This is a genomic window from Priestia sp. SRI_019 (assembly GCF_057586255.1).
The window spans coordinates 75,195-100,072 of record NZ_JBYCZN010000004.1 but is presented as its reverse complement, the minus strand read 5'-3'; the positions used below and the strand labels follow the sequence as shown (position 1 = coordinate 100,072).

The 24,878-nt window shown below is 38.7% G+C and carries 29 protein-coding genes; 19 read left to right on the top strand and 10 right to left on the bottom strand.

Features of this window, described 5'->3' with window-relative positions; genetic code table 11:
• Nucleotides 1-13 precede the first annotated feature (13 nt).
• The 4 genes from AC2YJL_RS21430 to moaD are packed head-to-tail and all read left to right on the top strand — an operon-like array spanning nt 14 to nt 2,491.
• Nucleotides 14-1,279, top strand: a complete 1,266-nt coding sequence (locus AC2YJL_RS21430; protein ID WP_369361647.1) for a molybdopterin molybdotransferase MoeA — start codon at nt 14-16, stop codon at nt 1,277-1,279.
• Nucleotides 1,267-1,794, top strand: a complete 528-nt coding sequence (gene mobB / locus AC2YJL_RS21425; protein WP_025752618.1) for a molybdopterin-guanine dinucleotide biosynthesis protein B — start codon at nt 1,267-1,269, stop codon at nt 1,792-1,794. Before AC2YJL_RS21430 ends, mobB begins: the two co-directional genes overlap by 13 nt.
• Complete coding sequence (locus AC2YJL_RS21420) at nt 1,791-2,255, top strand: molybdenum cofactor biosynthesis protein MoaE (protein WP_025752620.1); 465 nt, start codon at nt 1,791-1,793, stop codon at nt 2,253-2,255. The genes mobB and AC2YJL_RS21420 overlap by 4 nt, the downstream gene beginning before the upstream one ends.
• Before the next feature lie 2 nt (nt 2,256-2,257).
• Entirely contained in the window at nt 2,258-2,491 is a 234-nt protein-coding gene (moaD, locus tag AC2YJL_RS21415; RefSeq protein ID WP_369361646.1) for a molybdopterin converting factor subunit 1, read from the top strand.
• 33 nt (nt 2,492-2,524) lie between these two features.
• Here moaD and AC2YJL_RS21410 read toward each other — a convergent pair whose 3' ends face one another.
• The 4 genes from AC2YJL_RS21410 to AC2YJL_RS21395 form a co-directional block, all read right to left on the bottom strand.
• Nucleotides 2,525-3,166, bottom strand: coding sequence for a nitroreductase family protein (locus AC2YJL_RS21410; protein WP_251568966.1), 642 nt, complete (start codon nt 3,164-3,166; stop codon nt 2,525-2,527).
• A gap of 27 nt (nt 3,167-3,193) precedes the next feature.
• Nucleotides 3,194-3,631, bottom strand: coding sequence for a MarR family winged helix-turn-helix transcriptional regulator (locus tag AC2YJL_RS21405; protein WP_013085370.1), 438 nt, complete (start codon nt 3,629-3,631; stop codon nt 3,194-3,196).
• Nucleotides 3,632-3,699: 68 nt separating this feature from the next.
• Nucleotides 3,700-3,933 (bottom strand): hypothetical protein, encoded by a 234-nt coding sequence (locus AC2YJL_RS21400; protein ID WP_195695740.1) that lies wholly within the window; start codon nt 3,931-3,933, stop codon nt 3,700-3,702.
• 100 nt (nt 3,934-4,033) lie between these two features.
• Nucleotides 4,034-4,684 carry an undecaprenyl-diphosphatase gene (locus tag AC2YJL_RS21395; protein ID WP_230933772.1) on the bottom strand — a complete coding sequence of 217 codons (651 nt, stop codon included), beginning with the start codon at nt 4,682-4,684 and terminating at the stop codon, nt 4,034-4,036.
• A gap of 162 nt (nt 4,685-4,846) precedes the next feature.
• Here AC2YJL_RS21395 and AC2YJL_RS21390 point away from each other — a divergent pair, with 162 nt between their 5' ends.
• From AC2YJL_RS21390 to AC2YJL_RS21365, 6 genes are all read left to right on the top strand, one after another.
• Nucleotides 4,847-5,974 (top strand): MGDG synthase family glycosyltransferase, encoded by a 1,128-nt coding sequence (locus AC2YJL_RS21390; protein WP_230933771.1) that lies wholly within the window; start codon nt 4,847-4,849, stop codon nt 5,972-5,974.
• A 158-nt stretch (nt 5,975-6,132) separates the two neighbouring features.
• Nucleotides 6,133-6,858, top strand: a complete 726-nt coding sequence (locus AC2YJL_RS21385) for a response regulator transcription factor (protein ID WP_369361645.1) — start codon at nt 6,133-6,135, stop codon at nt 6,856-6,858.
• Nucleotides 6,836-8,191, top strand: coding sequence for a sensor histidine kinase (locus AC2YJL_RS21380; protein WP_369361644.1), 1,356 nt, complete (start codon nt 6,836-6,838; stop codon nt 8,189-8,191). The genes AC2YJL_RS21385 and AC2YJL_RS21380 overlap by 23 nt, the downstream gene beginning before the upstream one ends.
• 169 nt (nt 8,192-8,360) lie before the next feature.
• Nucleotides 8,361-8,987: an FMN-dependent NADH-azoreductase gene (locus AC2YJL_RS21375; protein WP_230933769.1), complete on the top strand. Its 627-nt coding sequence runs from the start codon at nt 8,361-8,363 to the stop codon at nt 8,985-8,987.
• Between the two features lie 157 nt (nt 8,988-9,144).
• Nucleotides 9,145-10,038 carry a LysR substrate-binding domain-containing protein gene (locus tag AC2YJL_RS21370; protein WP_195695743.1) on the top strand — a complete coding sequence of 298 codons (894 nt, stop codon included), beginning with the start codon at nt 9,145-9,147 and terminating at the stop codon, nt 10,036-10,038.
• A gap of 136 nt (nt 10,039-10,174) precedes the next feature.
• Nucleotides 10,175-10,606 carry a carboxymuconolactone decarboxylase family protein gene (locus tag AC2YJL_RS21365; RefSeq protein WP_050688944.1) on the top strand — a complete coding sequence of 144 codons (432 nt, stop codon included), beginning with the start codon at nt 10,175-10,177 and terminating at the stop codon, nt 10,604-10,606.
• 37 nt (nt 10,607-10,643) lie between these two features.
• Here AC2YJL_RS21365 and AC2YJL_RS21360 read toward each other — a convergent pair whose 3' ends face one another.
• Both AC2YJL_RS21360 and AC2YJL_RS21355 read right to left on the bottom strand, forming a co-directional pair.
• On the bottom strand, nt 10,644-11,846 hold the full coding sequence (locus AC2YJL_RS21360) for an MFS transporter (RefSeq protein ID WP_230933768.1): 1,203 nt from the start codon (nt 11,844-11,846) through the stop codon (nt 10,644-10,646).
• 129 nt (nt 11,847-11,975) lie between these two features.
• Entirely contained in the window at nt 11,976-12,770 is a 795-nt protein-coding gene (locus AC2YJL_RS21355) for an SDR family oxidoreductase (RefSeq protein ID WP_153253929.1), read from the bottom strand.
• Nucleotides 12,771-12,940: 170 nt separating this feature from the next.
• Between AC2YJL_RS21355 and AC2YJL_RS21350 the strand changes: the two genes are divergently transcribed.
• On the top strand, nt 12,941-13,525 hold the full coding sequence (locus tag AC2YJL_RS21350; protein WP_050688947.1) for a DUF502 domain-containing protein: 585 nt from the start codon (nt 12,941-12,943) through the stop codon (nt 13,523-13,525).
• A gap of 24 nt (nt 13,526-13,549) precedes the next feature.
• Here AC2YJL_RS21350 and AC2YJL_RS21345 read toward each other — a convergent pair whose 3' ends face one another.
• Nucleotides 13,550-14,422 (bottom strand): TetR/AcrR family transcriptional regulator, encoded by an 873-nt coding sequence (locus tag AC2YJL_RS21345; protein WP_050688948.1) that lies wholly within the window; start codon nt 14,420-14,422, stop codon nt 13,550-13,552.
• 268 nt (nt 14,423-14,690) lie between these two features.
• Between AC2YJL_RS21345 and AC2YJL_RS21340 the strand changes: the two genes are divergently transcribed.
• Nucleotides 14,691-17,801 carry an efflux RND transporter permease subunit gene (locus AC2YJL_RS21340; protein WP_230933767.1) on the top strand — a complete coding sequence of 1,037 codons (3,111 nt, stop codon included), beginning with the start codon at nt 14,691-14,693 and terminating at the stop codon, nt 17,799-17,801.
• A 36-nt stretch (nt 17,802-17,837) separates the two neighbouring features.
• Nucleotides 17,838-17,975 carry a hypothetical protein gene (locus tag AC2YJL_RS21335; RefSeq protein ID WP_014457868.1) on the top strand — a complete coding sequence of 46 codons (138 nt, stop codon included), beginning with the start codon at nt 17,838-17,840 and terminating at the stop codon, nt 17,973-17,975.
• A 33-nt stretch (nt 17,976-18,008) separates the two neighbouring features.
• Here the strand turns inward: AC2YJL_RS21335 and AC2YJL_RS21330 are convergent, their stop codons facing one another.
• Both AC2YJL_RS21330 and AC2YJL_RS21325 read right to left on the bottom strand, forming a co-directional pair.
• On the bottom strand, nt 18,009-18,182 hold the full coding sequence (locus AC2YJL_RS21330) for a YozQ family protein (protein WP_081085242.1): 174 nt from the start codon (nt 18,180-18,182) through the stop codon (nt 18,009-18,011).
• Between the two features lie 111 nt (nt 18,183-18,293).
• Nucleotides 18,294-19,283, bottom strand: coding sequence for an ABC transporter substrate-binding protein (locus tag AC2YJL_RS21325; protein WP_230933765.1), 990 nt, complete (start codon nt 19,281-19,283; stop codon nt 18,294-18,296).
• Nucleotides 19,284-19,462: 179 nt separating this feature from the next.
• Here AC2YJL_RS21325 and AC2YJL_RS21320 point away from each other — a divergent pair, with 179 nt between their 5' ends.
• The 6 genes from AC2YJL_RS21320 to AC2YJL_RS21295 all read left to right on the top strand — a co-directional run bounded on the left by AC2YJL_RS21320 (nt 19,463) and on the right by AC2YJL_RS21295 (nt 24,468).
• Nucleotides 19,463-20,467: a FecCD family ABC transporter permease gene (locus tag AC2YJL_RS21320; protein ID WP_028409617.1), complete on the top strand. Its 1,005-nt coding sequence runs from the start codon at nt 19,463-19,465 to the stop codon at nt 20,465-20,467.
• Nucleotides 20,464-21,513, top strand: a complete 1,050-nt coding sequence (locus tag AC2YJL_RS21315) for a FecCD family ABC transporter permease (protein ID WP_050688951.1) — start codon at nt 20,464-20,466, stop codon at nt 21,511-21,513. The genes AC2YJL_RS21320 and AC2YJL_RS21315 overlap by 4 nt, the downstream gene beginning before the upstream one ends.
• A gap of 26 nt (nt 21,514-21,539) precedes the next feature.
• The gene (locus tag AC2YJL_RS21310) at nt 21,540-22,367 is read left to right on the top strand and encodes an ABC transporter ATP-binding protein (protein ID WP_013059664.1); all 828 of its coding nucleotides are present in this window, start codon (nt 21,540-21,542) and stop codon (nt 22,365-22,367) included.
• A 103-nt stretch (nt 22,368-22,470) separates the two neighbouring features.
• Nucleotides 22,471-23,127 carry an IucA/IucC family C-terminal-domain containing protein gene (locus AC2YJL_RS21305; protein WP_230933846.1) on the top strand — a complete coding sequence of 219 codons (657 nt, stop codon included), beginning with the start codon at nt 22,471-22,473 and terminating at the stop codon, nt 23,125-23,127.
• Nucleotides 23,120-23,377, top strand: coding sequence for a YusU family protein (locus AC2YJL_RS21300; RefSeq protein ID WP_028409614.1), 258 nt, complete (start codon nt 23,120-23,122; stop codon nt 23,375-23,377). Before AC2YJL_RS21305 ends, AC2YJL_RS21300 begins: the two co-directional genes overlap by 8 nt.
• A gap of 173 nt (nt 23,378-23,550) precedes the next feature.
• On the top strand, nt 23,551-24,468 hold the full coding sequence (locus AC2YJL_RS21295; RefSeq protein ID WP_230933764.1) for a proline dehydrogenase family protein: 918 nt from the start codon (nt 23,551-23,553) through the stop codon (nt 24,466-24,468).
• A gap of 79 nt (nt 24,469-24,547) precedes the next feature.
• Here the strand turns inward: AC2YJL_RS21295 and AC2YJL_RS21290 are convergent, their stop codons facing one another.
• Nucleotides 24,548-24,697 carry a YuzL family protein gene (locus tag AC2YJL_RS21290; protein WP_230933763.1) on the bottom strand — a complete coding sequence of 50 codons (150 nt, stop codon included), beginning with the start codon at nt 24,695-24,697 and terminating at the stop codon, nt 24,548-24,550.
• Nucleotides 24,698-24,878 lie beyond the last annotated feature (181 nt).

The window sequence follows — 24,878 nt, the reverse complement described above, 5'->3', positions numbered from 1 at the left end:
AGGAGTGAAAAGAATGAGAGAAAAGCGAACTCCTATCCCTGTCGGAGAATGCGTTGGACGAGTGATGCAGTATGCAAAAAACAGAAAGCAAGAAATCATTGCGCTTGAAGAAGCTCACGGCAGATTTTTAGCTGAAGATTTAATAGCAGATCATGATATTCCTGCTTTTGATCGTTCACCATATGATGGTTTTGCCGTTCGGTCGCAAGATACGAAAGAAGCATCATCACTTCATCCAGTAGAACTGGCTGTTCGAGGAGAAATAGGAGCGGGTTCTGTTTTTGAACATACAGTCAGGGCGATGCAGGCTGTGCGTATTATGACAGGAGCTCCTATTCCCAAAGGCTGCGATGCGGTTGCGATGCTTGAAGTAACAAAAGAATATACGAAAGACAATCAGCCGATCGTTCAAATCAAGCGTTCGTTTAACGGAGGAGATAACGTTTCTTTTCAAGGAGAAGAAACAACAAAAGGCACTGTGTTAGCTTCAAAAGGAACGTATATCACTCCGGGAGTAGCTGCTCTTTTAGCCACATTTGGCTATGATAACGTAGCTGTCTTCAAAAAGCCTGTAGTTGGATTACTTGCAACTGGAAGTGAACTAGTGGAAGTGAGTGATCCTGTTGAACGAGGCAAAATTCGTAATAGCAATGCTCATATGCTTCGTGCGCAAATTGAAAAAGCTGGAGGCGAAGTGAACTATTTTGGTATCATGCCCGATGATTTAAGTGAGTGCTACAATGCGGTAAAATCTGCACTATCAGAAGTGGACATGCTGATTACGACGGGCGGCGTTTCAGTAGGAGACTATGATTATCTACCAGATGTTTATAAGCAATTACAAGCCGAAGTTCTCTTTAATAAAATTGCGATGAGGCCAGGCAGTGTAACAACGGTTGCTCGTATGGGAGAAAAGCTTTTATTTGGCTTATCGGGAAATCCTACAGCGTGCTATGTCGGTTTTGAACTTCTGGCTCGTCCGGTAATCAGTACATATGCGGGTAAAAGCGCCCCTCATCTTCGGAAAGAAAAAGCTTTGTTAGGAAAGGACTTCTTAAAGCCAAATCCTTTTATGCGATTTGTATCTGGCAGGCTTTCATACAGGGGAGGACAGCTGATTGCTTCTCCATTAAGCTTTACAAAATCTAGTGCTGTTTCTTCTTTAGCTCATGCGGATACATTAATTATATTTCCTGGAGGGACGAGAGGATACAAAGAAGGAATGCTGGTTGACGTCTTATTGCTAGATGACGTGCGGGGAAGTGAATGGCCTTGGTAGCTTGTTGTACCGTTTTACAAGTAGTTGGATTTCAAAACAGCGGAAAAACTACTTTAGTGGAAAAGCTCATTAAAAGAGCGAAACAATTCAATCTATGTGTAGGTTCTATTAAGCACCATGGACACGGCGGACCTCCAGATAGCAGCAGTGAGCTAAAAGACAGTCATCGCCACCAGCAAGCAGGTGCCGATGTGGCAGGTGTAGAGGGAGGTGGAATCCTTCAGCTTACGGCAGATAGTAAAGACTGGAGCCTAAAAAAGCTGATTGATTTTTATCAATTTTTCTCGCCAGATGTCATTTTTATTGAAGGATATAAAAAAGAATCCTATCCAAAAGCAGTCTTGATTCGAAGTGAAGAAGATCTTGTTCTGCTTTCCTCTCTAACCAATATTATATGTGTGATTAGTCACGTTCCGCTAAAAAAAGAAGTGCAGCGAGCATATCCAATGTTTCATTTACAAGAAGACGAACTTTATCTTAATTTTTTATTGAAAGAAGTGGGGGAAAGAAGATGAACCAGCACTTATTTGAAGTAGTAAATCAGCCAATTGCTGTAGATGAAATAATTAAAAAAGTTTCTAGAAGAGACGCGGGAGCTATTACGACATTTATTGGAACGGTAAGAGAATTTACAAAAGGCAAGAAGACGCTCTCTCTTGAATATCAAGCCTATGTGCCAATGGCAGTGAAAATGCTTAGCCAAATTGGTGACGAAATTCAGGAAAAGTGGCCCGATGCGTTGACAGCTATTACTCACCGAATCGGGAAGCTTGATATAACAGAAGTCGCAGTAGTTATTGCGGTTTCTTCTCCGCATCGCAAAACAGCTTATGAAGCAAACGAGTATGCTATTGAACGTATTAAGCAAATTGTGCCAATTTGGAAAAAAGAATTTTGGGAAGACGGAACAAAATGGATTGGAGATCAGTTAGAAACGAAAGAATATCCTGAAGGAAAGCCATTGAAGGAGATGTGAAAATGATTAACGTCTTATTTTTTGCTGCTATACGTGAAGAGGCTGGAGTGGAACAAGTAACAGTTGATAAGCAAGATATAACAGTGAAGGAATTAAAGAAATATGTACAAAAAACGTATAAACTTTCCTCTCTGGAGCAAACGATGACAGCAGTCAACGAAGAGTTTGTAACAGATGAAGAAGCCATTGGAACGGGAGATACCGTCGCATTTATTCCACCCGTTAGTGGAGGATAAAAAAAGGTGCTGAATACACAGCACCTTTTTTTATTATCTAAATTGAGCTACTTTTTCGATTGGTAAACGTACAGACGGGTAACCGCTATTTGCTGCTTTGCCGATTGAAAGTAACATAACCGGTGCATAGCGCTCTTTGTCTAAACCGAATGCATCGGCAATTTGATCTTTTTCATAACCGCCAATAGCGTTTGTATCATAACCATGAGCACGTGCAGCAAGCATTAACTGCATGGATACTAAACCGCCGTCAATTAATACTGTTTCTTTATTTAATTCTTCAGAAGCAGCTGCGTAGTGCGCTTTGATTTTAGGGATTTGCATGTCTCTAATTTCTTGTGGCATATAGCCTAGTTCAACAGCTTTATCGTAAATTTCATCTAAATTTTCTTCACTTTTTAAATCGCCGAATATCGCAATAACAGCTGCTGATGTTTCTACTTGTGACTGATTAAATTTAGCAAGCGGAGCTAATGTTGCTTTTCCTTCAGGGCTATCAATTACTAGAAAGCGCCAAGGCTGTGCATTAACAGAAGATGGAGCTAGCGTCGCTTCTGTTAAAATTTCTTTCATTTCTTCGCGGCTGATTTTGACAGATGGATCGTAATAACGAATAGATCTGCGCCCTGTAATAATATCTTGGAAATCATTGTTTAGTGTTTTTGTTTGTGTCATGATGAACTCTCCTTTATGTTAAAAATGTTATGACCGTTCAATGGCCGAAATGTTTACTTTTAAACGCTCGAGCATTTTGGAAAGCAGCAGCTGTTCTTCTTCGCTGAAATCTTTAAATGCTTCATCAATAAAGCGAGCTTTTTCGTTTCGAAATGCACCGATTTTTTCATGTCCGCTTTTCGTAAGCTTTACAAATGTTACGCGGTTGTCATCAGGGTTTTTACGGCGTGATACAACATCTCTTTCTTCGAGCTGCTTTAAATGCCTTGTAATTGCAGCATTGTCAATGTTTACTTGCTGTTGAAGCGCCTTTTGACTCATTTCACCTGTTTCATAAAGCTGATGTAAAATATCAAGACGTGATTGGCTAACACCGGTACAATGCTCAAACTTTTGATTAATTTGTTTATTAACTTCTTGCAGAGCATACAGAACATTTGCTTTTTCAGAACATGAATGTGACAAGAAAGTCGCTCCCTTTTTCTATAATATTTATTGATGAATTAATATTTGATACATCAATGTTTGATACATCAACTAATATAAAATAAATAAAAGTGAAAGTCAAGAAAGTGAACGTTGTTTTTTAAAAATAATAAAGAAAGAGGCTGAGACGTAACGAAATGAATCCCATCCAAAGGCGAACAATCTGGATATATAATCTGGACTGCTTGCTCGGCCGCTGAGCCTCCTCGTTGCTTGCGCTCCTGCGGGGTCTCACCTGTTCCACTGTTCCCGCAGGAGTCTTCGCCTTGCCCTCCAATCAACTGCTGGAAGGAACGAAACAGATAAAATCTACGTTCACCATAACAAAAAAAACGAACCACTAATCAAACAGTTTGATTAGTGGTTCGTTTTTCATTTCAGCTAAACTATTTTTCTCTCAGCCTCTTTAAGCTGAATGATTTTTTTGCTAATTTGTTCATGCGTATAGGGAGATAGAAACGGAATACGCTTGATAATCAAATCGTGAATCCAGAATAATCGCTGAATAAGAGGAGCTGTTTTAGCTGAAACGTATATAATAAAGCATCCGATAGCTCCCGCAATCACCATGCCTCCAAGTACATCTGCTGGATAGTGAACGCCTACGTAAATACGTGAAAGGCCCGAAATGACAGCCCATATAAAAATGATGCTTCTCCATTTGTTTTTTCGTAACCACATGATCCAAGCAGCAGAAAAGACTAAAATCGAATGATCACTCACAAAAGATGAATTAGCCGGGTGCGGAATCAGCTTATGAACGTGATGAGTCACAAACGGACGCGGGTGGTAATACACCAGGTGAATGACCTCATTGATACATAGAGAAAGTACAATTGTAAACAACATGTATAAAGCCGTATAACGGTGATAAATTGTTCTTTCTGTTTTTCCGCTAAACCAAAGCAAAAGCAAACAAGCCATTATAAAATAAGGAACGCTATTCGTGATGATAATCATGACAGAATCCATTGCGCTGGATTCACCAGCAAACGAGTTAATCCATTGAAATACTTCGTAATTGAGGTTCATTTGTTTTCTCCTTATGCAGTACTTTTCACTCTTAGTTTAGATTGACACTCTAAAAAAACGATGAATTTCACATTAAAAATCAATTAAAATTCGAAATTTAAGGGCATTTAATGATATAAAAAGGAGAGGAAGAAACTGCTTTTAGAATAGGAGATGAAACAGTTGAAAAAGGTTTTATTTTTACCTCTTCTAAAAATGCCTTCTGGCCATCATCAAGTGGCAGAGGCGTTAATGGATATATTGGAAAGAAGAACAACAAATATTTGTTATAAAAAAATAGATTTATTAAGCTATACAAACGAACTATTAGAAAAAGTGGTCACAGGCACATATTTGAAATGGATTCGTTATGCTCCAGAAACGTACAATATGGCATACAAACATCTCTTTTATGAACCGCCTGTTCATTCATTCAAATGGTATCATCACGTATTCGCAAAAAAAATGGAGCACTTAGTTAAAGAAGAAAATCCGGATTTAATTATATGCACACATGGGTTTCCTTCTTATTTGCTCAGTCAATTAAAAGCAAAAGGCAAGTGTGATGTTCCTATTATAAATGTCTACACGGATTTCTTTATTAATAATTTATGGGGAAAAGAAGAGATTGACTTTCACTTTCTTCCTAGTGAAGAAGTAAGAAGAGGGCTTCGTGCTCAAAGTGAAATTCCACTTCAAAATATGATGGTCACAGGGATACCGGTACATGAAGAAATAACAAAAACACGAACTGTTAAGCATCATGGTAACCAAAATATTTTAATTGCCGGAGGCAGCAGCGGCTTAGGCAATATTATGGATTTCTACAATGATTTAAAAGATGCGCGCCATTTTCATTACTTTGTCTTATGCGGAAAAAATCAAAAGTTATATGAAGAAATCAAGGGATGGGAATTACAGCACGTTACACCAATTCCGTACATTTCATCACGCACAGAAATGAATGAACTGTATGAACAAGTAGATGCTATCGTAACAAAGCCAGGTGGTATCACGGTCAGTGAAGCTCTTCGCAAAAATTTACCGATTTTTGTTCATTCTGCTTTACCGGGTCAAGAAGAGGTGAATTTACGCTATTTGACAGAGCAAAACTTAGTTCAAGAACTAAAGACGGATCAATCGTTAGAAAGTCAACTGCAGGAAGTGCTGCAGGATGCTGATAAAATGAACACATTATATAACGCCATTGCTGCTTATCATAAAGAAATCGAAGCACAAACGCCTGAAGAACTTTTAGCAGTAGTCAATTGGATTTTAGGTGAAAAGCAAACGATTGGTCTTCATGCGTAAAACATTCATGTTTACAAACAATAAGGATAAGCTAAAAGACAAGTATGTTGAAAAAGTAGGGTTTAGATAAAAAAACAAACATCTTTTGAAAAAGGTGTTGTTTTTTTATCTAAAGAAGCTATTCTTTCACTTAAGACATGTGGTGAGAGGTGTATAACATGAAAGAGAAAATTTTAATTGTGGAAGATGAAGCGCAAATTGCGAAAGTGTTAAAGATTGAATTGGAATTTGAAGATTATGAAGTAGATGTTGAGTACGACGGGAAAGCTGGGTTAGAGACGGCAACATCCGCTCAATATGACCTCATTTTGCTAGACGTGATGCTTCCAAGTCTGAGCGGTATTGAGGTGTTAAGAAGACTTCGGAAAGCGGAAGTATTTACGCCAGTTATTTTATTAACTGCCAGAAATACGACGCTGGATAAGGTAATGGGCTTAGATCAAGGGGCTAATGATTATGTTACAAAACCGTTTGAAATTGAAGAGCTGTTAGCACGGGTTCGCTCTTGTATTCGCTATCGTTCGCTCGTAGAAGCATTAGGAACGAAAGAAGCTGAAGCGGAGCTCTTAACGATCAGTGATTTGACTATTAATCTTGAAACAAGGGAAGTCCTTAGAAACAACGAATCCATTACGCTGACACCGAAAGAGTATGATTTAGTTGTATATTTGCTTACGAATAAAAATAAAATTGTCACGAGAGAAGGAATTCTCACAAACGTTTGGGGCTATGAATATGAAGGAGAAACGAACGTAATTGATGTGTATATTCGCCACTTAAGAAAAAAAGTAGATGAAGGTTTTTCTACTTCTCTCATTCATACGGTGCGAGGCGTAGGATATATGATGAAAGAGGAGAAACATGAAGATCACGACGAAGATTAATTTACTGACAACAGCATGGCTAGTGGTTATTTTATTAATCATGAACATTGTTGTTTTTTTCTCCTTTACTAAATCTACGGTGAATATGGAACAGGACATTTTATTCGAAAAAGCACGCGAGATTATTCAAAAAGGTCAGCAAGATCATTCCGTGGAGCTCTCGCCGGAGTTACTAAAATTTTATTTAACCAACCATTCATTTATCCGAACAGTTTCAGAAAATTCTACGGTCATTAACCAAGTATCAAATGATCCTCATCTGGTGAAAATTAAGCCCCAATTTTCAAAGAAAAAAAAGGTGAAACTTCGCAAAATCAGAGAAAAGCAGGTATTGGTTATTCGCATGCCTGTCAAAGTCAATAATCAAGTCGTTGAAACGCTTGAGATTGGTGAGCTCCTGACTGGTTTTGAAACCCGTAAAGACATTTTGCTATCAATTTTGATTTTTTGTTCGCTTGTGTCCATTTTATTGTCTCTTTTAGGAGGAAGATGGTTATCACGCGTCATTATGCATCCTATTAAAAATATGGTCACAACGATGAAAGAGATCGAAGAGAGCGGTGTTCCTAAAAAGGTCCTCATTCAAACGGAAACGAGAGATGAACTGCAGGGAATGACCGTTACCTTTAATCATATGATTGACCGCTTGCGAGAAAATATTGAAAAGCAAAATCAGTTTGTTTCCGATGCTTCTCATGAATTAAAAACCCCTCTAACCGTTATTCGCAGTTATTCTAATTTATTAAGAAGAAGAGGGATTAAAAATGAAGAAATTACGCTGGATGCGATCGACACCATCTATGCGGAAGCAACCAAAATGCAAAAAATGATTGAAACGCTGCTTGATCTGGCAAGTGTGGAAAAAGAACAAACGCTTGATATGAAGCAAACAGATCTTGTTCTTATTTTTGAACAAATCGTTAAGCAGCTGCAGCAAGTATACAAAAGAGAATTAGTTCTTCATTATGATCAAACGCCCATTATGATTGAAGTGGATGAACTAAAAATGAAGCAAGTGTTGATTATTTTGCTTGATAATGCAATTAAATACAGTACGGATAAAATCGAAGTGACCGTTGAAAAAAAGCAGGAAGATGTCATTATCAAAGTAAAAGACTATGGAATTGGCATTCCAAAAGAAGATCTTGCCCATATTTTTGAACGTTTCTACCGAGTGGATAAAGCCAGAAGCAGAGCTACGGGAGGAACGGGGCTTGGACTATCGATTGCACAAACTATTGTCCGCCAGCATAAAGGCGAGATTTTTATTAAAAGTGAAGAAGAACAAGGAACGGAAGTTGTGATTCACCTTCCCGTTTCATCTGTGAAATGAGGAGATTAGAAAAAATTAGTTTAGTAGAAGGAAGGTCCGAACGATAAATCGTTTGGATCGTTTCATTTTTCTCAGACTAAAGTATGAAGGTATTTCATTATAAAGTCGTTCGAAACGCACGAAAAAAGCGAATAAAATAAGAGTATCAACAATCAGTGGAGGTTTTAGTATGAGTTATACTCTTTTTATAAAAGCAAATGACAGATCGGCAAGTGAAGCGGTTAGCGTGAAATTATATGATGCATTTTTAGAAAGCTATCAACAATCGCACCAAGGTGAAGAAATAATAGAGCTAAATTTGTTTCAAGAAGAACTTCCTTATTTAGGTGCCGACATGATAAACGGTCAGTTTAAATTAGCAAGAGGGCTAGAAGTGACGGCAGCGGAAAACAAAGCAGCAGAAACTGCTAATTACTACTTAGAACAATTTGTGAGAGCAGATAAAATTGTTATTGCCTTTCCGCTTTGGAATTTTACTGTGCCGGCCGTGCTTCATATGTACTTTGATTATTTAAATCAAGCAGGCAAAACGTTTAAGTATACGCCAGAAGGTCCGGTGGGATTACTAGGCGATAAAAAAGTGATGTTATTAAATGCACGAGGCGGAGTATATTCAGAAGGTCCAGCAGCTGAGGTCGAAATGGCCGTTAAATATGTCAGCAGCGTACTTCAATTTTTTGGAATCACGGACGTGAACTCTGTTATTATTGAAGGACATAATCAGTTTCCAGATCGTGCGCAAGAAATTATTGAAAGTGGCTTAGAGCAAGCAGCACAAGCAGCTAAAACATTTTAAATAATAGTAGTAAAAGAAGACGGGACAGAAGTATTTTAGGTGAAGGTATATCCGAACGATGAATCGTTCGGATTTTTTGCTGTATATCTTAAAAAATAATAGGTAAAATGAATAAATAATATAAAAGATATTTGCTTTATCTATAGGAGGAGCAGAGATGGATATTCGTCAGCTTAATTATTTTTTAGAAGTCGCTAAATTAAGGAGCTTTACTAAAGCATCTCAAAGTCTCCATATTTCACAGCCGACCTTGAGCAAAATGGTGAAAAACTTAGAAGAAGAATTGGAAGTAGAATTAATTGATCGGTCCGCACGACAGATTGATTTAACGGATGCCGGGGAAGTGGTGTATGCGCAAGGACAAAAAGTCATGGCATCCATTGATGAGCTATCGACTTATTTATATGATGTGATGAATCTGAAAAAAGGAGTGATTAAAATTGGAATTCCTCCATTGATTGGAGTTCTGTTCTTTCCAAAGATTATCAAAGGGTTTCAGCAGCTCTATCCAGATATTACGATTAAACTTATTGAATACGGAGCAAATCGTGTTCAAAAAGCAGTAGAAAAAGGAGAGTTAGACTTAGGTGTAGCCGTGCTTCCAGTAAATGAACATCTTTTTGATATTAATCCTTTTATCTCTGAAAAAATGCTTTTATATGTTCACCATTCCCATCCTTTAGCCTCTAAGACTCATGTGGAAATTAATGAATTAGCCCAAGAGAAATTTATTTTATTTAATGAAGACTTTACGCTTCACGACCGACTTATTCAGGCATGTCAAAAAGCGGGATTTGAACCTAACGTAGCTTATGAGAGCTCTCAATGGGATTTTATTGGTGAAATGATTGCAGAAAACTTAGGCGTATCTATCTTTCCACAGTCCATTGCGGCAAAAGTAGATTCCTCTATTGTAAAAGCCGTTCCTATTACTAACCCTTCAATTTCATGGGATTTAGGGTTGATTTTAAAAAAAGATAAATATATTTCATATGCCTCTAAGCAATTTCTTCACTATATGAATAAACAGCATTCTGCTTTATATAGATAAAATGCATATGTTGTATTGAATATATGTATTTTACGAAAGAGAGAATGTGCGTTAAAGTAGATAGTGTAGAAAACATACAAGAAAGCAAACATTGATTCCGCGCGGTGTCAGTAAAAAATACGGAGGTTGATTTTACATGGCACAAGATAGTTATCAAAAAGGTTTAGATAAATTAATGGAATATACATTAACGAGTAATGATGATATTTCAACTCATTTAAAAATTACAGAAGACTTAAAAGACCTAGCTCCTGACGTTGGGAAATATATTATTGAATTTGCCTATGGAGACATTTATTCACGACCCGGTTTAACGAATAAGCAGAGAGCGTTAGTTACCATTTCATCATTGGTCACTCAGGGTACAGAGCCTCAGCTTGAGCTGCATTTAAATACAGGTTTAACAGCTGGACTAGAGCCGAATGAAATTGTGGAGAGCATCATTCAATTAATCCCATACACAGGTTTCCCTCGCGTGTTAAATGCTTTAAATGTAGCTAAGAAAGTGTTCGCTCAGCGTGACGTGGAAGTAGAAACAGGTGAAAAAGAGCTGGTAGAAAATAAATAATAAGCAAAACAAAGACGCTCTAAAAGAGCGTCTTTGTTTATGCGAGCTGCTTTTGTTTGGTTTCTTTTCCTAGAAAAACAACCGAACCAACACCGATTAAAATAGCTCCACAAAAGATTGAGAACGTAACGGTTAAAGATGTACCTTGCGTTGACATATATCCAACTAACAGCGGTCCTAAAATTCCTCCAATTCGCCCAAAAGAAGCAGCCATTCCAGCTCCTGTGCCTCGGATAGATGTCGGATATTGCTCAGGTGTATACGCGTATAAAGCACCCCAAGCGCCTAAGTTGAAGAAAGACAACAGCATACCTGCTGTTAGCAGCAGCCAAAGTGACTCGGCATTTCCAAAGATATATGCGCTGGCAGCCGTACCTAACAAATAGGTGACCAATACGAATTTTCGGCCCATGCGTTCAATAAACCAAGCAGCCGTATAATAGCCGGGCAGTTGAGCTAATGTCATAATCAATACGTATTCAAAGCTTTTGATTAAGCTAAATCCTTTAATGACCATGACGCTAGGTAGCCACAAAAACATGCCGTAATATGAAAATACAACGCAAAACCACAGAACCCACAGCATAATGGTAGATTGACGATAAGGCTTAGACCACACGCTTCTTACATTGTCCGCAATCGACGGTTTCTTTTCTTTTGTCGTTTCCACAAAATGAGGAGAATCTGGCAGTTTGATGCGCAAATAAATGGCATAAAACGCTGGGATAGCCGTCAGGATAAGCGCTAGCTGCCACCCGTAGGCTGGGATTACAAAGTAAGAAATAAGCGCTGCCAGTAGCCAGCCGAACGCCCAAAAACTTTCTAATAAGACGACCACTTTACCGCGTTTTTCCGGTGCCACAGTCTCAGAAACAAGTGTAGAAGCAACAGGCAGCTCTCCTCCTAAACCCATTCCAATTAAAAATCGAAATACTAAAAAAGCAGCAAGGGTAGTAGTAAGAGCCGAAAGGCCACTTGCTACTGAAAAAAGAACAAGAGTTACAATAAAAACGGTTTTTCGTCCAATTCGATCAGCCAATAACCCAAACACTAAAGCTCCAACGGCCATTCCAATCGAGTTAACGCTGCCTATCCAGCTCATTTCAGTAGGGGAAAGTCCCCATTCAGCGTGAAGAGCTGCAATGATAAAAGACAAAATGCCAACATCCATTGCATCGAAGAGCCATCCGAGCCCTGCGATGCCAAGAAGCTGACGTTCTGATAATTGTTTTGTTTTCATGTCTTCCTCCTAGAAGCAAAGAATTTTGCTTTAAGTTTACACTTGTCTTGACATAATGTCACGTCTATTTTAAAGAAAAAATGCAAACGGAAAAGCTCTATACCTAATGGTATAGAGCTAATTTTATTCTCACATTTTATCGTAAAGCATTTTTCCAGGCCATGTATACGCCATATGACCGCCGTCTACAGTAATGCAATCACCTGTTACATAGGAGCTGTCATCAGATGCTAAAAATAATACAGCACCGGCTACTTCTTCCGGTTTGCCTAGACGGCCCATCGGATCGACCCATTCATATGCTTTTCTAAATTTTTTTCCTTCTTCAGCGCCTGATAAATCATCAAGAAGCGGTGTTTCGATTGTGCCCGGAGCAATTGAGTTAACGCGAATACCTTCACGAGCGTAGTCAATTGCCATGGTTCTTGTTAGGTTGGTAATAGCACCTTTCGCTGCGTTATAGCCAGAACGGTCTAAGTCTGCTGCTAGTCCGGATACGGATGAATTATTAATAATCGATCCGCCATTTTCTAACATCAGGGGAATAACGTATTTGCTTACAAGAAATGTTCCGCGCAAATCTACAGACATTAAGCGATCCCAAAGTTCTACTGGATATTCGTGAAGCTTGCCGCCTTCTGTGTCTGTACCGGCATTATTAAAAAGAATGTCCACTTTTCCAAATTTCTTTTCAATTTCCGCTGTGAACTCTTTTACTTTTTCTTCTTCAGCTACGTCGATATAGTAGGCATGGGCTTCACCGCCAGCATCTTTAATTTCTTGAGCTACTTTTTTCACACCGTCCAAATTAATATCAGCACAAATAACAACCGCGCCTTCTTTCGCAAAGCGTTCAGCAGTTGCTTTTCCTATGCCGGAGCTTGATCCTGTAATCACTGCGATTTTTGATTCTAAACGTCCCAATTGTATCCCTCCGCAAAAATAAATATATAAGTATGTATGTTCATGTACCCATCTATTATTTTGATAAAACGTCGTTAGTTTATACGTGTGCGAATAGAAATAAAGAGACGCAGCAAAACAAATCCATTGTATAATGAACAGCAGTATGTCAGAAAAAATGAGGTGTTTGTATGAAAGCAATCATAAAAAGTTTTATTAATGGACTCTTAACGATTGTCCCTATTATCCTTGTTATTTATATTTTAGTAAGAGTGTTTAATTTTTTAGACAGCATTTTAGGAAACGTATTGAAGCCCTATATGAAGCAGGATTATATACCGGGGATTGGCATCTTAGCGACGCTTGTTTTAATTACGTTCTTAGGATGGTTATCCACTCGTTTTTTTGCAGGGAAAATTATTAACTTAATTGATCGGTTGTTAGAAAGAATACCGCTTGTTAAAACGCTATATACCGTTATTAAAGATACGTTTCAATCTTTTCTTGGAGAGAAAAAGTCATTTTCAAAAGTCGCTTTAGTGACGATGCCCGGCACGTCAATGAAAGTCATAGGGTTTGTGACCTCTGAAGAAGTAGAAGAGGTGATTCATTCATTAAAAGACCACGTAGCCGTTTATGTTCCACAGACTTTTCAAGTAGCCGGTTTTACTTTTTTGATTCCAAAAGAAGAAATTGAATGGTTAGATATTAAGCCGGAAGAAGCCATGAAGTTCGTGTTATCTGGGGGAGTATCTAGTTCAAAAGCAGAAAAATAACAGAAGGCTTGTTGAAGCCTTCTGTTATTTTTGTTGAAGTAAGGCTGTTAAAAGATTAAGCGGTTCTTCCAACGGTTTAAGTTCCGTTAAATTTCCAACCATGCCTTTTACAATAGCAGCGGTAGGCTTATCTTTTTTTAGCTCCGTTTGTAAAATGTGAAAGCTGTCTGCGTGCTCATCAGAAATATGATCGCTGTTGTCTAGCAGATGTTTAATTTCCTCAAGAGCTTGTTTTACCTGCTCATTTTTACTGAGAAAAGTCGTTCGTTCCTTTCCGTATATATCTTCACCAAAAGAAGCAGGAATAAGGGGACGAGGTTTTCTAGCTAATAAATCTTCTACTAATACATCAACTCGGTCCATTATGTACTGCGCTACTTCTTTAAATGTAAGCTCGAATTGATTGAAGATAATAATTTCTAAAAAGGAATGATGAATACCTTCAATCATTTTCGTTAAATCCGAGATATAAGGAGTTACGTCTTCTCCGTATACGCTAACGAGGCTTTTGCGATGGAAGTAAAACGTTTCTCGCTGCATTTTATGAACAAAGGTCTCCACTTCTTTGTTAAAGGGAATAGATTTTTCACGGATTTGCATGATAATAAAATCTCTGTGCTCCGTAATAAATTCATAGAAATAGATGAGCTGATTCATATAGCGGCTGCGGGCATCGTTTACTTCCTCGTCGAGAGCATAAACAGAGCTAAAGAGCTTTTCATAGTAAAAGTTTAGAATTGATAATAAAAGTGCATCCTTAGATTTGAAGTGCAGGTAAAACGCACCTTTTGAAATGTTGCATTCATCTACAATTTCTTGCACAGAGGTAGCATTAAATCCTTTTTTTGCAAAAAGCTTAATCGAAGCTTCAATTATTCTTTTTTCTTTTTCCTTCATGTCTTCTACCTCCTTTATTGAACAATTTGGCCATTCATTTCGTTAGATAATAGTATCATACACTAAAAAAGATAAAGGTATATATCAAAGTTGAGAACGAGAGTCAGTTCCTTTAAAAAACGATTATTATAAATATGTCTTTATTATGAACAAGTCAGGAGAGAACCTGCTTAGGGTTGACACTGACTAGTTAGTCATTTATATTTTAAGTTGTTGTGACCGATCAGTCAATTTTATTAGTATACATATATTTGAAGGAGGATATGCATTGGGGAAGTTTATTAAATTTTCATTGAAAAATAAATTTGCAGTATGGCTGTTAACGCTCTTTGTCATTATTGCAGGGCTGTATTCAGGGTTTAATATGAAGCTAGAGACCATTCCTGATATTTCAACGCCTGTTGTAACAGTCAGTGCAACTTATCCGGGAGCCACTCCGGAACAAGTGGCAGATAAGGTGAGTAAGCCGATTGAACAAAAGCTCCAGGGACTGAGCGGCGTTGACACAGTTAGCTCATCTTCTTATGAAAATATGGCTACCATTCAAGTTGAATATAGTTTTAGTAAAGATATGGAAAAGGCAGAAGACGAAGTTAGGCGAGCTCTTTCAAACGTAGATCTGCCAGATGATGTCGAGGAACCAAATGTTTCAAGACAAAGCATTAGTGATTTTCCGATTATTTCATTAAGTGTTTCAGATGATAAAAAATCATTAGAAGACTTAACGAAGTATGTAAAAAATACCGTTGTTCCACAAGTTGAAAAAGTGCAGGGGATTTCTTCGGTCAGTGTGTCAGGAGAACAAGTTGAAGAAGCAGAACTTGTATTCAAACAAGACAAGCTCAAGCAGCTGGGACTTGATGAAGATACGGTGAAAAAGCTTATCCAAGCATCCGATGCAAAAGTGCCGGCTGGCACGTATACGATGGATGGATCTCAAAAATCTGTTGTGGTAGACGGAAAGATGACAACAGAAAAAGATTTAGAAAACTTAGAGATTCCAGCTGTGCCTAGTCAAGGAGCTGCTCAAGGTCAGCAACAAGGAATGAGCCAGCAGCAGACACAAGGCACCGTGCAGCAGGCGCCATCCGCAGCTTCTATTCCAACTGTGAAATTAAAAGAAATTGCGGATATTAAAGTGACGGGGAAAGCAGAATCTATTTCTCGCACGAACGGAAAACCTTCCATTGCTGTACAAGTTGTCAAAGCGAAGGATGCGAACACAGTAAATGTTGTAAATGATATTAAAGAAAAAATGAATAGCCTAGAAAAGAAAAACAAAGACCTTCACGTTGACAATATTTTTGATCAAGGTAAACCGATTGAAGATTCTGTTCATACGATGCTAAATAAAGCTATTATCGGTGCGGTCTTTGCGGTTATTATTATTCTTTTATTTTTACGTGATATTCGTTCAACGATTATTGCCGTTATTTCGATTCCGCTTTCGTTATTGATCGCCATTTTAGCGCTCAAATCAATGGATATCTCTTTAAATATTATGACGCTTGGAGCGATGACTGTAGCCATCGGAAGGGTTGTAGATGATTCCATTGTCGTTATTGAAAATATTTACCGCCGCATGGCTTATCAGGAAGAAAAGCTTAAAGGAAAAGATTTAATTGTCGCGGCGACGAAAGAAATGTTTGTTCCAATTTTCTCTTCTACAATCGTAACCGTGGCCGTATTCTTACCGTTAGGTCTAGTAGAAGGACCGGTAGGAGAGCTATTCTTACCGTTTGCATTAACCGTTGTTTTTGCACTGTTAGCATCACTGCTAGTAGCGGTAACACTCGTGCCAATGCTTGCTCATTCGTTATTTAAAACAAATGTAAAAGTAAAAGAAGAAAAACCAAGCAAACTAGCGCACGGATATAAGCGAATTTTGAACTGGACGCTAAACCATAAGCTTATTTCCTTTGGGTTAGCCGTACTACTGTTAGTAGGAAGTTTATTCTTAGTTCCTTCTATTGGCGTGAGCTTCTTATCATCTGATCAAGAAAAAACGCTGACGCTTACGTATACACCGAAAGCCGGACAGTCTCAAAGCGACGTAGAAAAAGCAGCAAATCGCGCAGAAGCGTACTTGATGAAGCGAGATGGTGTCAAAACGGTTCAGTATTCGTTCGGCGAAGGTAACTCTTTTAATCCGGGAAGCAAAAATAACGTTTTAACATTTGTGCAATATGACGAGGATACACAAAACTTTGATAAAGAGCAGGATAAAGTATTAAAAGCTCTTAATAAACAAGCGAATCAAGGTGAATGGGGCTCAATGAATACGGCGTCTAGCGGCAGCAATAATTCATTAAACGTCCTTATTTACGGAGATAGCTTAGATGAAATCAAACCTTATGCTGATAAAGTTGAGCATGTTTTAGAAAAGCATAAAGAACTGAAAAATGTCGATTCTACGCTTTCAGATACGTTTGATGAATATACGCTAGTACCGAATCAAAAGAAAGCCGCTGAACTCGGCTTGTCAGCCAGTCAAATTGGCATGCAAATTTCGAACCTTGGACAGCGTGAAGTATTAACAACTATCCAAAAAGACGGAAATGAAATTAACGTATACCTTCCAAAAGAAAAAGAGGATTTCTCTACTTTTGCTGAACTTTCAAGCACAAAAGTGACCTCTCAAACTGGACAGGAAGTTACATTAAATGAAGTTGTCGACATTAAAAAAGGTAAAACATCGAATACGGTAACTCGCCGTGATAATAAAATTTATGCAGAGGTAAGTGCCGATATTAAGAGTGACGATGTAGGCGGTGTTTCTTCTAACGTCCAAAAAGAAGTGAAGAAAATTGACTTGCCAAGTGATATGGATATTAACTTTGGCGGAGCATCAGAGCAAATCAATGACTCATTTAGTCAATTAGGAATTGCTATGCTCGCAGCCATCGGTATCGTGTACTTCGTACTAGTACTGACATTTGGTGGAGGGCTAGCACCATTTGCTATCTTATTCTCACTTCCATTTACACTCATTGGTGCACTAGTGGCGCTTTTAATCTCTGGAGAAACGATCAGCATTTCTTCGATGATTGGAGCTCTTATGCTGATTGGAATTGTGGTAACAAATGCAATTGTGCTGATTGACCGCGTGATTCATAAAGAGCAAGAGGGTCTGTCGACGCGTGAAGCGTTACTAGAAGCTGGAATGACACGTCTTCGCCCGATCTTAATGACAGCTATTGCAACAATTGGTGCACTGCTTCCATTGGCTTTTGGATTTGAAGGTGGAGGCCTTATTTCAAAAGGGCTAGGGGTTACGGTAATCGGAGGACTAACAAGTTCTACGCTGCTTACGCTCATTATCGTTCCAATTGTCTATGAGTTTTTTATGAAGTTTAAGCGCAAAAAAGTAAAAGAGTAGAAGCAAAACAAATTTCCGCTTTTGAGGTGAATAGCGATGAAGTCAATTGATAAACTAATGAAACAGCTGATTCAACAAGGAATTAAAGCAAAGAAAGTAACGATTGATAAATCAAAGCGCCAGCAGTGGATGTCCATGTCATTGCCTAAAACAGCATGGCAGCATTCAAAGTAAAAAAGAGCTGACTTAGAGTCAGCTCTTTTTTTATTAACGATCTGTATCTTCAAATGATCCTTCTTGATAGGCGTCGCTTACTTGCTCATGTGTTTCTGCTAGGCCTTGTGAGAGTGCATCTTGTCGGTTATAATCTTCTGTTTCGAACTGGCGGTCAGCCATTTCATTTGTATTAGGCTGCTTTTTAGGCTGTTTTTTTGAATTCATTTTCACCACTCCTATTTAATAAAGTGAGACCACGGTTAGTGTGCGATGAAAGGAAATACATTATACATGCAAAAAGAGCTTCGATTCGTCGAAGCTCTTTCTTTCATATTATTACTGTTGTTTTTTATTTAAGAAGATTTTTTCAATATCATCAAGTACGATATTAGCTGCTAATACACCGCCTGCTGTATTCCAAGTAGCATCATCTACTTTATGAACATGGTCTTCTTGAGCTACTTTTAACTTTTTGAAAAGCGGATCGTTTATCCATTCTTTTTCAAGCTTCGTTGCTTCGCCATCTCCCGTTTCATAAGAGAAGTAGAATAGCTGGTCGCCGTCCATTGCCGGAATGCGTTCTTTTGTTGCATTCATTTCAGCAAAATCATTTTTGTCTTGAGACTCAGGTCGAGCGAATCCAAGCTGGTCTAAAATAACGCCTGAGAATGAATCTTTATGATAAATACGAACGTCTCCAGCTGTAAAGCGTACAACTGAGATTTTTTGTTTTAACTGATCTCCAAGGCGTTTTTTTAAATCTGCTACGCGATTGTCATAGTCAGCTAATACTTCTTTACCTTTTTCTTCTTTATTTACAGCTTTTGCATATAGCTTAAAGTTTGATTTCCAGTCTCCGCGCAGTTCTTCAGAAAATACAGTGGGAGCAATTTGACTAAGCTGGTCGTATACTTTTTCTTGGCGCATTTTATTTCCGATAATCAAGTCAGGCTTTAAAGCAGCGATTGCTTCTAAGCTTGGCTCACTTTCTGTACCCACACTTTTAACACCTTTCATCTGACCTTTAATATGGTCGTACCACGGATTTCCTAACCATGATTGAACAGCACCAACAGGCTTTACACCCATTGCAAGAAGAGCCTCAGTACCTTCGTTTGTTAAAACGACAACTCGTTTAGGCGTTCCTTTAATCTCTGTTTTATCCATTGCGTGTTTTACTGTATAAGTTTCGCCAGAACCCTCAGTTTTTTCTTTTTTATCATCGTCAGCGCTGTTTGAATTACCGCAGGCTGCCAGCACAAGCAGTGTCATAATGGTAAGAATGGATAACAAATATGACAACTTGCCTTTAGAATATGTATTCACATCTTTTCCCCCTTATAAGTGATAATGATTTTCATTAACAATTAAGATAATATTCTAACTTTTAAGCGGTGTCAATTAAAAATTGAAAATGATTCTCAAAATCATTGACACTTTTTTCAATGTTTCCTAAACTAAAGGTTAGATATATATAGGAATCATCTTAGAGGAGAGCAATGAAAATGATGCTACGCAGTGTTCAAATGAAAGTAATGGGGCTCATCATTGGAATCATGCTGCTTTTAATCTGTATTGGATTAAGTATCGTACTCGGATACACAGATACAAGTATCAAGACAGCATTTGAAGCTTTTCAAGCGTTTAACGGTTCGAATGAGCACATAGTTATTCAAAATATTCGATTGCCGCGCGCTATAATCGGTGCTGTGGTAGGTATTTGTTTAGGAATTGCAGGAGCAATGATGCAGGCGTTAACGAAAAACCCACTTGCTTCACCGGATATTATTGGTGTGAACGCTGGGGCCAGCTTTTTTATTGTTGTTGCAGTGATGATTTTTTCGGTCAATTCACTTCAAGCTTTTACGTGGATTGCATTTGTAGGAGCGGCATTAACCGTAGTGGTTGTCTATTTTCTTGGATCCCTCGGAAAAGAAGGATTAACGCCTATTAAATTGACGCTCGCAGGAGCGGCTATTGCAGCCTTTTTCTCTTCTTTAACACAAGGACTGCTGGCTGTGGATGAATCTTCGCTTGATCAAGTTCTTTTTTGGCTGGCTGGATCTGTGCAAGGACGCAAGGTGGAAATGCTGTATGGCATACTGCCTTATATAGTACCAGCAATCATTGTCACGTTTTTTATCGCTTCAAAAATTAATATTTTAACGATTGGTGAAGATGTAGCTAAAGGATTAGGTCAAAGAACGATTCTTGTCAAAATTATAAGCGGCATCATTATTGCCATTTTAGCTGGTGGAGCCGTTGCAGTAGCCGGTCCGATTAGCTTTGTCGGAATTATTGTTCCTCATGTTGTAAGAGCAATTGTAGGACAAGATTATCGTTGGGTATTTCCCTATAGTGCGGTTGCCGGAGGCATCTTAATTTTATTAGCCGATGTTGCAGCCAGGTATGTCATTATGCCTCAAGAAATCCCTGTTGGAGTCATGACTGCTGTTATTGGTACGCCTTTCTTTATCTATATGGCAAGGAAAGGGGCAAAGGCGTCATGAAAACATACTTATCTCTTCGCTTAAAGAGAATTTCATTTTTGGTTAACATAAAAGCAGCTCTGATCATTATTGGATTTTCAGCTGCACTTGTTGCTCTCTTTTTATTGAGTGCAGGTACGGGTGACTTATTTATTAATCCACTTCGTGTGATTAACATTTTAGCGGGTCATGGATTGGAGTTTGAACGATTAGTTGTTACATCTTTTAGACTTCCACGCATTATTGTTGCCATTTGTGCCGGTATTTGCCTAGCTATTGCAGGCGCTATCTTGCAGGGGCTTGTGAGAAATCCGCTTGCTTCACCAGACTTAATTGGATTAACAGGAGGAGCGTCAGTCGGTGTAGTGTTATTTTTGACACTATTTAGTGATAAAAGCAACTCGTTAACCGTAAGTATTAATTGGATGCCTGTTAGCGCATTTTTAGGTGCAGTGGCAGTGGCGCTTTTACTTTATGTGTTTGCCTGGAAAAATGGCGTCTCTCCTATTACACTAGTATTAATAGGAATTGGATTAACAGCGTTAACGAAAGCCATGACCACGCTGTTTATGATTATGGGTCCTATCTATCGCGCCAGTCAGGCAAATATTTGGATCACAGGAACGGTGTATGGCTCAAATTGGGCCAGTGTTTCCGTACTAGTTCCTGTTACAATAGGGCTGGTTATAATTACGATTTTAATGATTCGCAATTTAAATGTTCAAGAATTAGGTGAAGAAATTGCGACTAACGTTGGAAGTCGCGTTCAAAAAAATCGATTGGCACTATTGCTGATGAGTACAGCTTTAACAGGAAGCGCCGTTGCATTTGCCGGCGGAATTAGCTTTGTAGGATTGCTTGCTCCACATATTGCCCGAAAGCTGGTAGGTTCTTCATTCGGCGCTTTAATACCGCTATCGGCATTAATCGGAGCGATTTTAATCACAGCAGCAGATTTAATTGGCCGAACATTTTTCTTGCCAATCGAAGTGCCAGCAGGTGTATTTACAGCTGCAATTGGCGCACCGTACTTCATTTATTTACTATACAAACAAAGAAACGTATAGCATTCTTTGTAGAAGGAGCGATTCGCATGCATTCGTTAGAAACAAAATCGCTAACATTATCATATGGAGAAGCGATGATTATAGATGAGCTTGACGTTACCATCCCAAAGGGTGAGATTACGGTCTTTATCGGCAGTAATGGATGCGGAAAATCTACGTTGCTGCGTTCACTAGCAAGGTTATTGAAACCACATGCCGGCTCTATTTTACTAGAAGGCTCTAAAATTTCCTCTCTTCCGACAAAGGAAATTGCAAAGCAGCTAGCAATTCTTCCACAAGGTCCTGTTGCACCTGAAGGGTTGACCGTGCTGCAGCTTGTTAAACAAGGGCGCTATCCGTATCAAAATTGGTTCCGTCAGTGGTCTCAAGAAGATGAAGAAAAAGTACAAAATGCACTCGAGGCAACAGGTTTAGCAGACTTGGCTGATCGTCAAGTTGATTCGCTTTCTGGAGGACAGCGCCAGCGCGCATGGATTGCCATGACATTAGCACAAGATACGGATATTATTTTACTTGATGAACCGACAACGTATTTAGATATGACACATCAAATTGAGATCTTGGACTTGTTATTTGAACTGAATGAAAAAGAAAATCGTACCATCGTAATGGTGCTGCACGATTTAAACTTAGCCTGCCGCTATGCTCATCATATTGTGGCGCTTCAAGATAAAAAAATCTATGCACAGGGAAGACCAGAAGAAGTCATTAACTGCGATTTAGTACAGCGAGTCTTTAATATGAACTGTGAAGTGACGGTGGATCCGTTATTTGGAACGCCTCTTTGTATTCCTCATGGGCGCGGACGATGTATTGTGAATAAGCTGCGCGTTGAAACGCAGCATGCTCAATAAGAAAGAGCAAAGCGAGTTAGCAGAAAAATTCCGCTGTACGTTTAAAGATAACTCGCTGTACAGGTTGTCTCCCTCCAGCTGCATGGATGAAAGCACGTTGAGGGTGCAGCTGCTATGGGTTCAACACACGATGAAGGCTGCTAACTTGAGAGCAGCTGCTTCCATGTTAGCGAAGCGGTATAGCTTTGTTGTGGTGGCGGCTTTGTATTCATTTATTGTGTTTCAAAAAAAGATAAACGCATCGACTAACAATGTTTCGTTGCATACAGAAGACGCTGAAACGATGTGGCTGCCAAAAGTGTTTATCTCAGAAATTGAGACGAAAGAAGTAACAGAGGACAATCAGAAGATTCTTCTTGATGAACTTCTTGATGAATTGTTTGCTCATCACATTGAGCCGATATGGTCATCGCTGCATAAAGTGACAAAAATCTCGAAGCTGACGCTGTGGGAAAACGTAGCTGTTTATATCCACTGGCTTTACGATTTGCTTTTAGCAAATGAAGAAATAGAAAATGTGCAAGTGCAAAAGAATTTACGATACGTGTTGGAAGAAGCTGAGGGTCATCACTTTGGTTCATACCATCATAATCCGCTTTCTCGGTACAGTTCACCTCCTCCATATGTAAAGAAGCAAAAGCAGGAGATAAGGGTTCGGCAAACGTGCTGTTTATCTTACCAAACAGGAGCTAAAGAGACTTATTGTCAAACGTGTCCGGTTATTTGTAAACCAAAGAAAGGAGTGATTGTGCATGAATAAAACCTTTCAAGAGCAATTCGACGGTTTGATTGAAAAGTATACAGAACTAATGGTCGGCGAAAGTGACGAGCAGCTACAAGAAAAAGTAAAAATGTGGGCACTTTACAACCATATCTCAAAATCCATGCCGCCTTTAACCAAGCATTGGAATCAATTATATCCAGAAGCAAAAGCGGAAATGGTCGAGATTGTAAAGGAAATCAAAGAGCTGAATGAAGCGCATCGAGCGTCACAGCGAAAACCAGAATAAAAACATTCATCACGAAGCTGATGGATGTTTTTTTATCCAAAAGCTCCCGGTCGCTTTTTGGTTTTGTGTGCATACGTTAATAAAGGGTGCCTATCTAGTTTGAAAAATGGTAAAATTAATGATAATTAAATAAATTTTGTGAGGCGTATGACAAGTGAAGGCGGGGGGTTGCTTTGGAACAAACGATAAGAAACTTTTTTTTATTGTTATCAAAAAGCAAAAAGTTAACAAAGCTGGCTAAGCGCTATGGCTTACGTTTTGGAGCAGCAAGATTTGTTGCAGGGGAAACCATCGATGAAGCTGTTAGTGTGATAAAAAAGCTAAATGAACAGGGATTAAAAGTAACGATTGATTATCTTGGCGAGTTTGTGGAAAGTGAAGCTGAAGTTGCCCATGCTGCAGCTCAATGCATAAAGGCCATTCACCTTATACACAAAGAAAGGTTAGATTCAGAAATTTCTTTAAAATTAACGTCTATGGGATTGGATATTTCAGAGGATTTGGCGCTTCATCATATGCGGCGTATTCTTCAAGAAGCGGAAAAATATAGCGTATTTGTGACGATTGATATGGAGGACTATAGGCGATGCAGCAAGACGATTAAGCTATTTAAACAATTAAAAAATGAGTATGAACACGTAGGGACGGTGCTTCAAGCATACTTATATCGAACAGAAAGTGACATCCGTGAATTAGATGCTTATGCTCCTAAATTAAGGTTAGTGAAAGGTGCGTACAAAGAAGCACCAGACGTCGCGTTTCCTGATAAAGAAGACGTAGATGAAAACTTTCAAAACATCATTGGACTTCACTTATTAAACGGTCACTATACAGCAGTTGCTACTCACGATGAACGAATCATTCAGTATACAAAAGAGTTTGTTAAAAAGCATGGAATTTCAATGAATCAGTTTGAGTTTCAGATGCTATACGGGATTCGATCAGAAAGGCAAGTTCAGCTCGTAGCAGAACAATATAAAATGAGAGTGTACGTTCCTTATGGAACGGACTGGTATGGGTACTTTATGAGGCGCCTTGCAGAAAGACCTGCAAATGTCGCATTTGTCTTAAAAGGAATCGTAAAAAAATAATAATGAAATGGTCGTGATGACAAAGTAAGAAATAATCAAAAATCGAACATGATTCGATTACTCATGTTCGATTTTGAGGTTAATGTTCTTGAGTGTTATGCTTTGTGTACTGCTGGTTTTGAGACGTCTTTTTGCCGCGTCCGTGCGGTTCATTGACCGGTCCAGCATTTCCTTTAACGCTTGCTGCGCTTACGCCTGCTGACGATGGATCCTTCTTTAATTTGCTCACAAAATCACCTCCTGTGTATTAAGATAACCAAACACATTAAAAATAGTTAGAGATAATATTGTGAATATATTGCGAAAATTTAAAAAATGTTTTATAGTAAAAACAGAGATTAACAGTGACTCTCTTTTTTTACGCATAAAATGAATGATCATTCATTCAATATATTAAAGGGGATGTGGGG

Bases quoted from the DNA above. Each gene is read 5' to 3' on its own strand.
- AC2YJL_RS21430 (WP_369361647.1), top strand. From the start codon at position 14: ATGAGAGAAAAGCGAACTCCTATCCCTGTCGGAGAATGCGTTGGACGA.
- mobB (WP_025752618.1), top strand. From the start codon at position 1,267: ATGGCCTTGGTAGCTTGTTGTACCGTTTTACAAGTAGTTGGATTTCAA.
- AC2YJL_RS21420 (WP_025752620.1), top strand. From the start codon at position 1,791: ATGAACCAGCACTTATTTGAAGTAGTAAATCAGCCAATTGCTGTAGAT.
- moaD (WP_369361646.1), top strand. From the start codon at position 2,258: ATGATTAACGTCTTATTTTTTGCTGCTATACGTGAAGAGGCTGGAGTG.
- AC2YJL_RS21410 (WP_251568966.1), bottom strand. From the start codon at position 3,166: ATGACACAAACAAAAACACTAAACAATGATTTCCAAGATATTATTACA.
- AC2YJL_RS21395 (WP_230933772.1), bottom strand. From the start codon at position 4,684: ATGAACCTCAATTACGAAGTATTTCAATGGATTAACTCGTTTGCTGGT.
- AC2YJL_RS21385 (WP_369361645.1), top strand. From the start codon at position 6,133: ATGAAAGAGAAAATTTTAATTGTGGAAGATGAAGCGCAAATTGCGAAA.
- AC2YJL_RS21380 (WP_369361644.1), top strand. From the start codon at position 6,836: ATGAAGATCACGACGAAGATTAATTTACTGACAACAGCATGGCTAGTG.
- AC2YJL_RS21375 (WP_230933769.1), top strand. From the start codon at position 8,361: ATGAGTTATACTCTTTTTATAAAAGCAAATGACAGATCGGCAAGTGAA.
- AC2YJL_RS21370 (WP_195695743.1), top strand. From the start codon at position 9,145: ATGGATATTCGTCAGCTTAATTATTTTTTAGAAGTCGCTAAATTAAGG.
- AC2YJL_RS21365 (WP_050688944.1), top strand. From the start codon at position 10,175: ATGGCACAAGATAGTTATCAAAAAGGTTTAGATAAATTAATGGAATAT.
- AC2YJL_RS21360 (WP_230933768.1), bottom strand. From the start codon at position 11,846: ATGAAAACAAAACAATTATCAGAACGTCAGCTTCTTGGCATCGCAGGG.
- AC2YJL_RS21350 (WP_050688947.1), top strand. From the start codon at position 12,941: ATGAAAGCAATCATAAAAAGTTTTATTAATGGACTCTTAACGATTGTC.
- AC2YJL_RS21345 (WP_050688948.1), bottom strand. From the start codon at position 14,422: ATGAAGGAAAAAGAAAAAAGAATAATTGAAGCTTCGATTAAGCTTTTT.
- AC2YJL_RS21335 (WP_014457868.1), top strand. From the start codon at position 17,838: ATGAAGTCAATTGATAAACTAATGAAACAGCTGATTCAACAAGGAATT.
- AC2YJL_RS21330 (WP_081085242.1), bottom strand. From the start codon at position 18,182: ATGAATTCAAAAAAACAGCCTAAAAAGCAGCCTAATACAAATGAAATG.
- AC2YJL_RS21320 (WP_028409617.1), top strand. From the start codon at position 19,463: ATGATGCTACGCAGTGTTCAAATGAAAGTAATGGGGCTCATCATTGGA.
- AC2YJL_RS21315 (WP_050688951.1), top strand. From the start codon at position 20,464: ATGAAAACATACTTATCTCTTCGCTTAAAGAGAATTTCATTTTTGGTT.
- AC2YJL_RS21310 (WP_013059664.1), top strand. From the start codon at position 21,540: ATGCATTCGTTAGAAACAAAATCGCTAACATTATCATATGGAGAAGCG.
- AC2YJL_RS21300 (WP_028409614.1), top strand. From the start codon at position 23,120: ATGAATAAAACCTTTCAAGAGCAATTCGACGGTTTGATTGAAAAGTAT.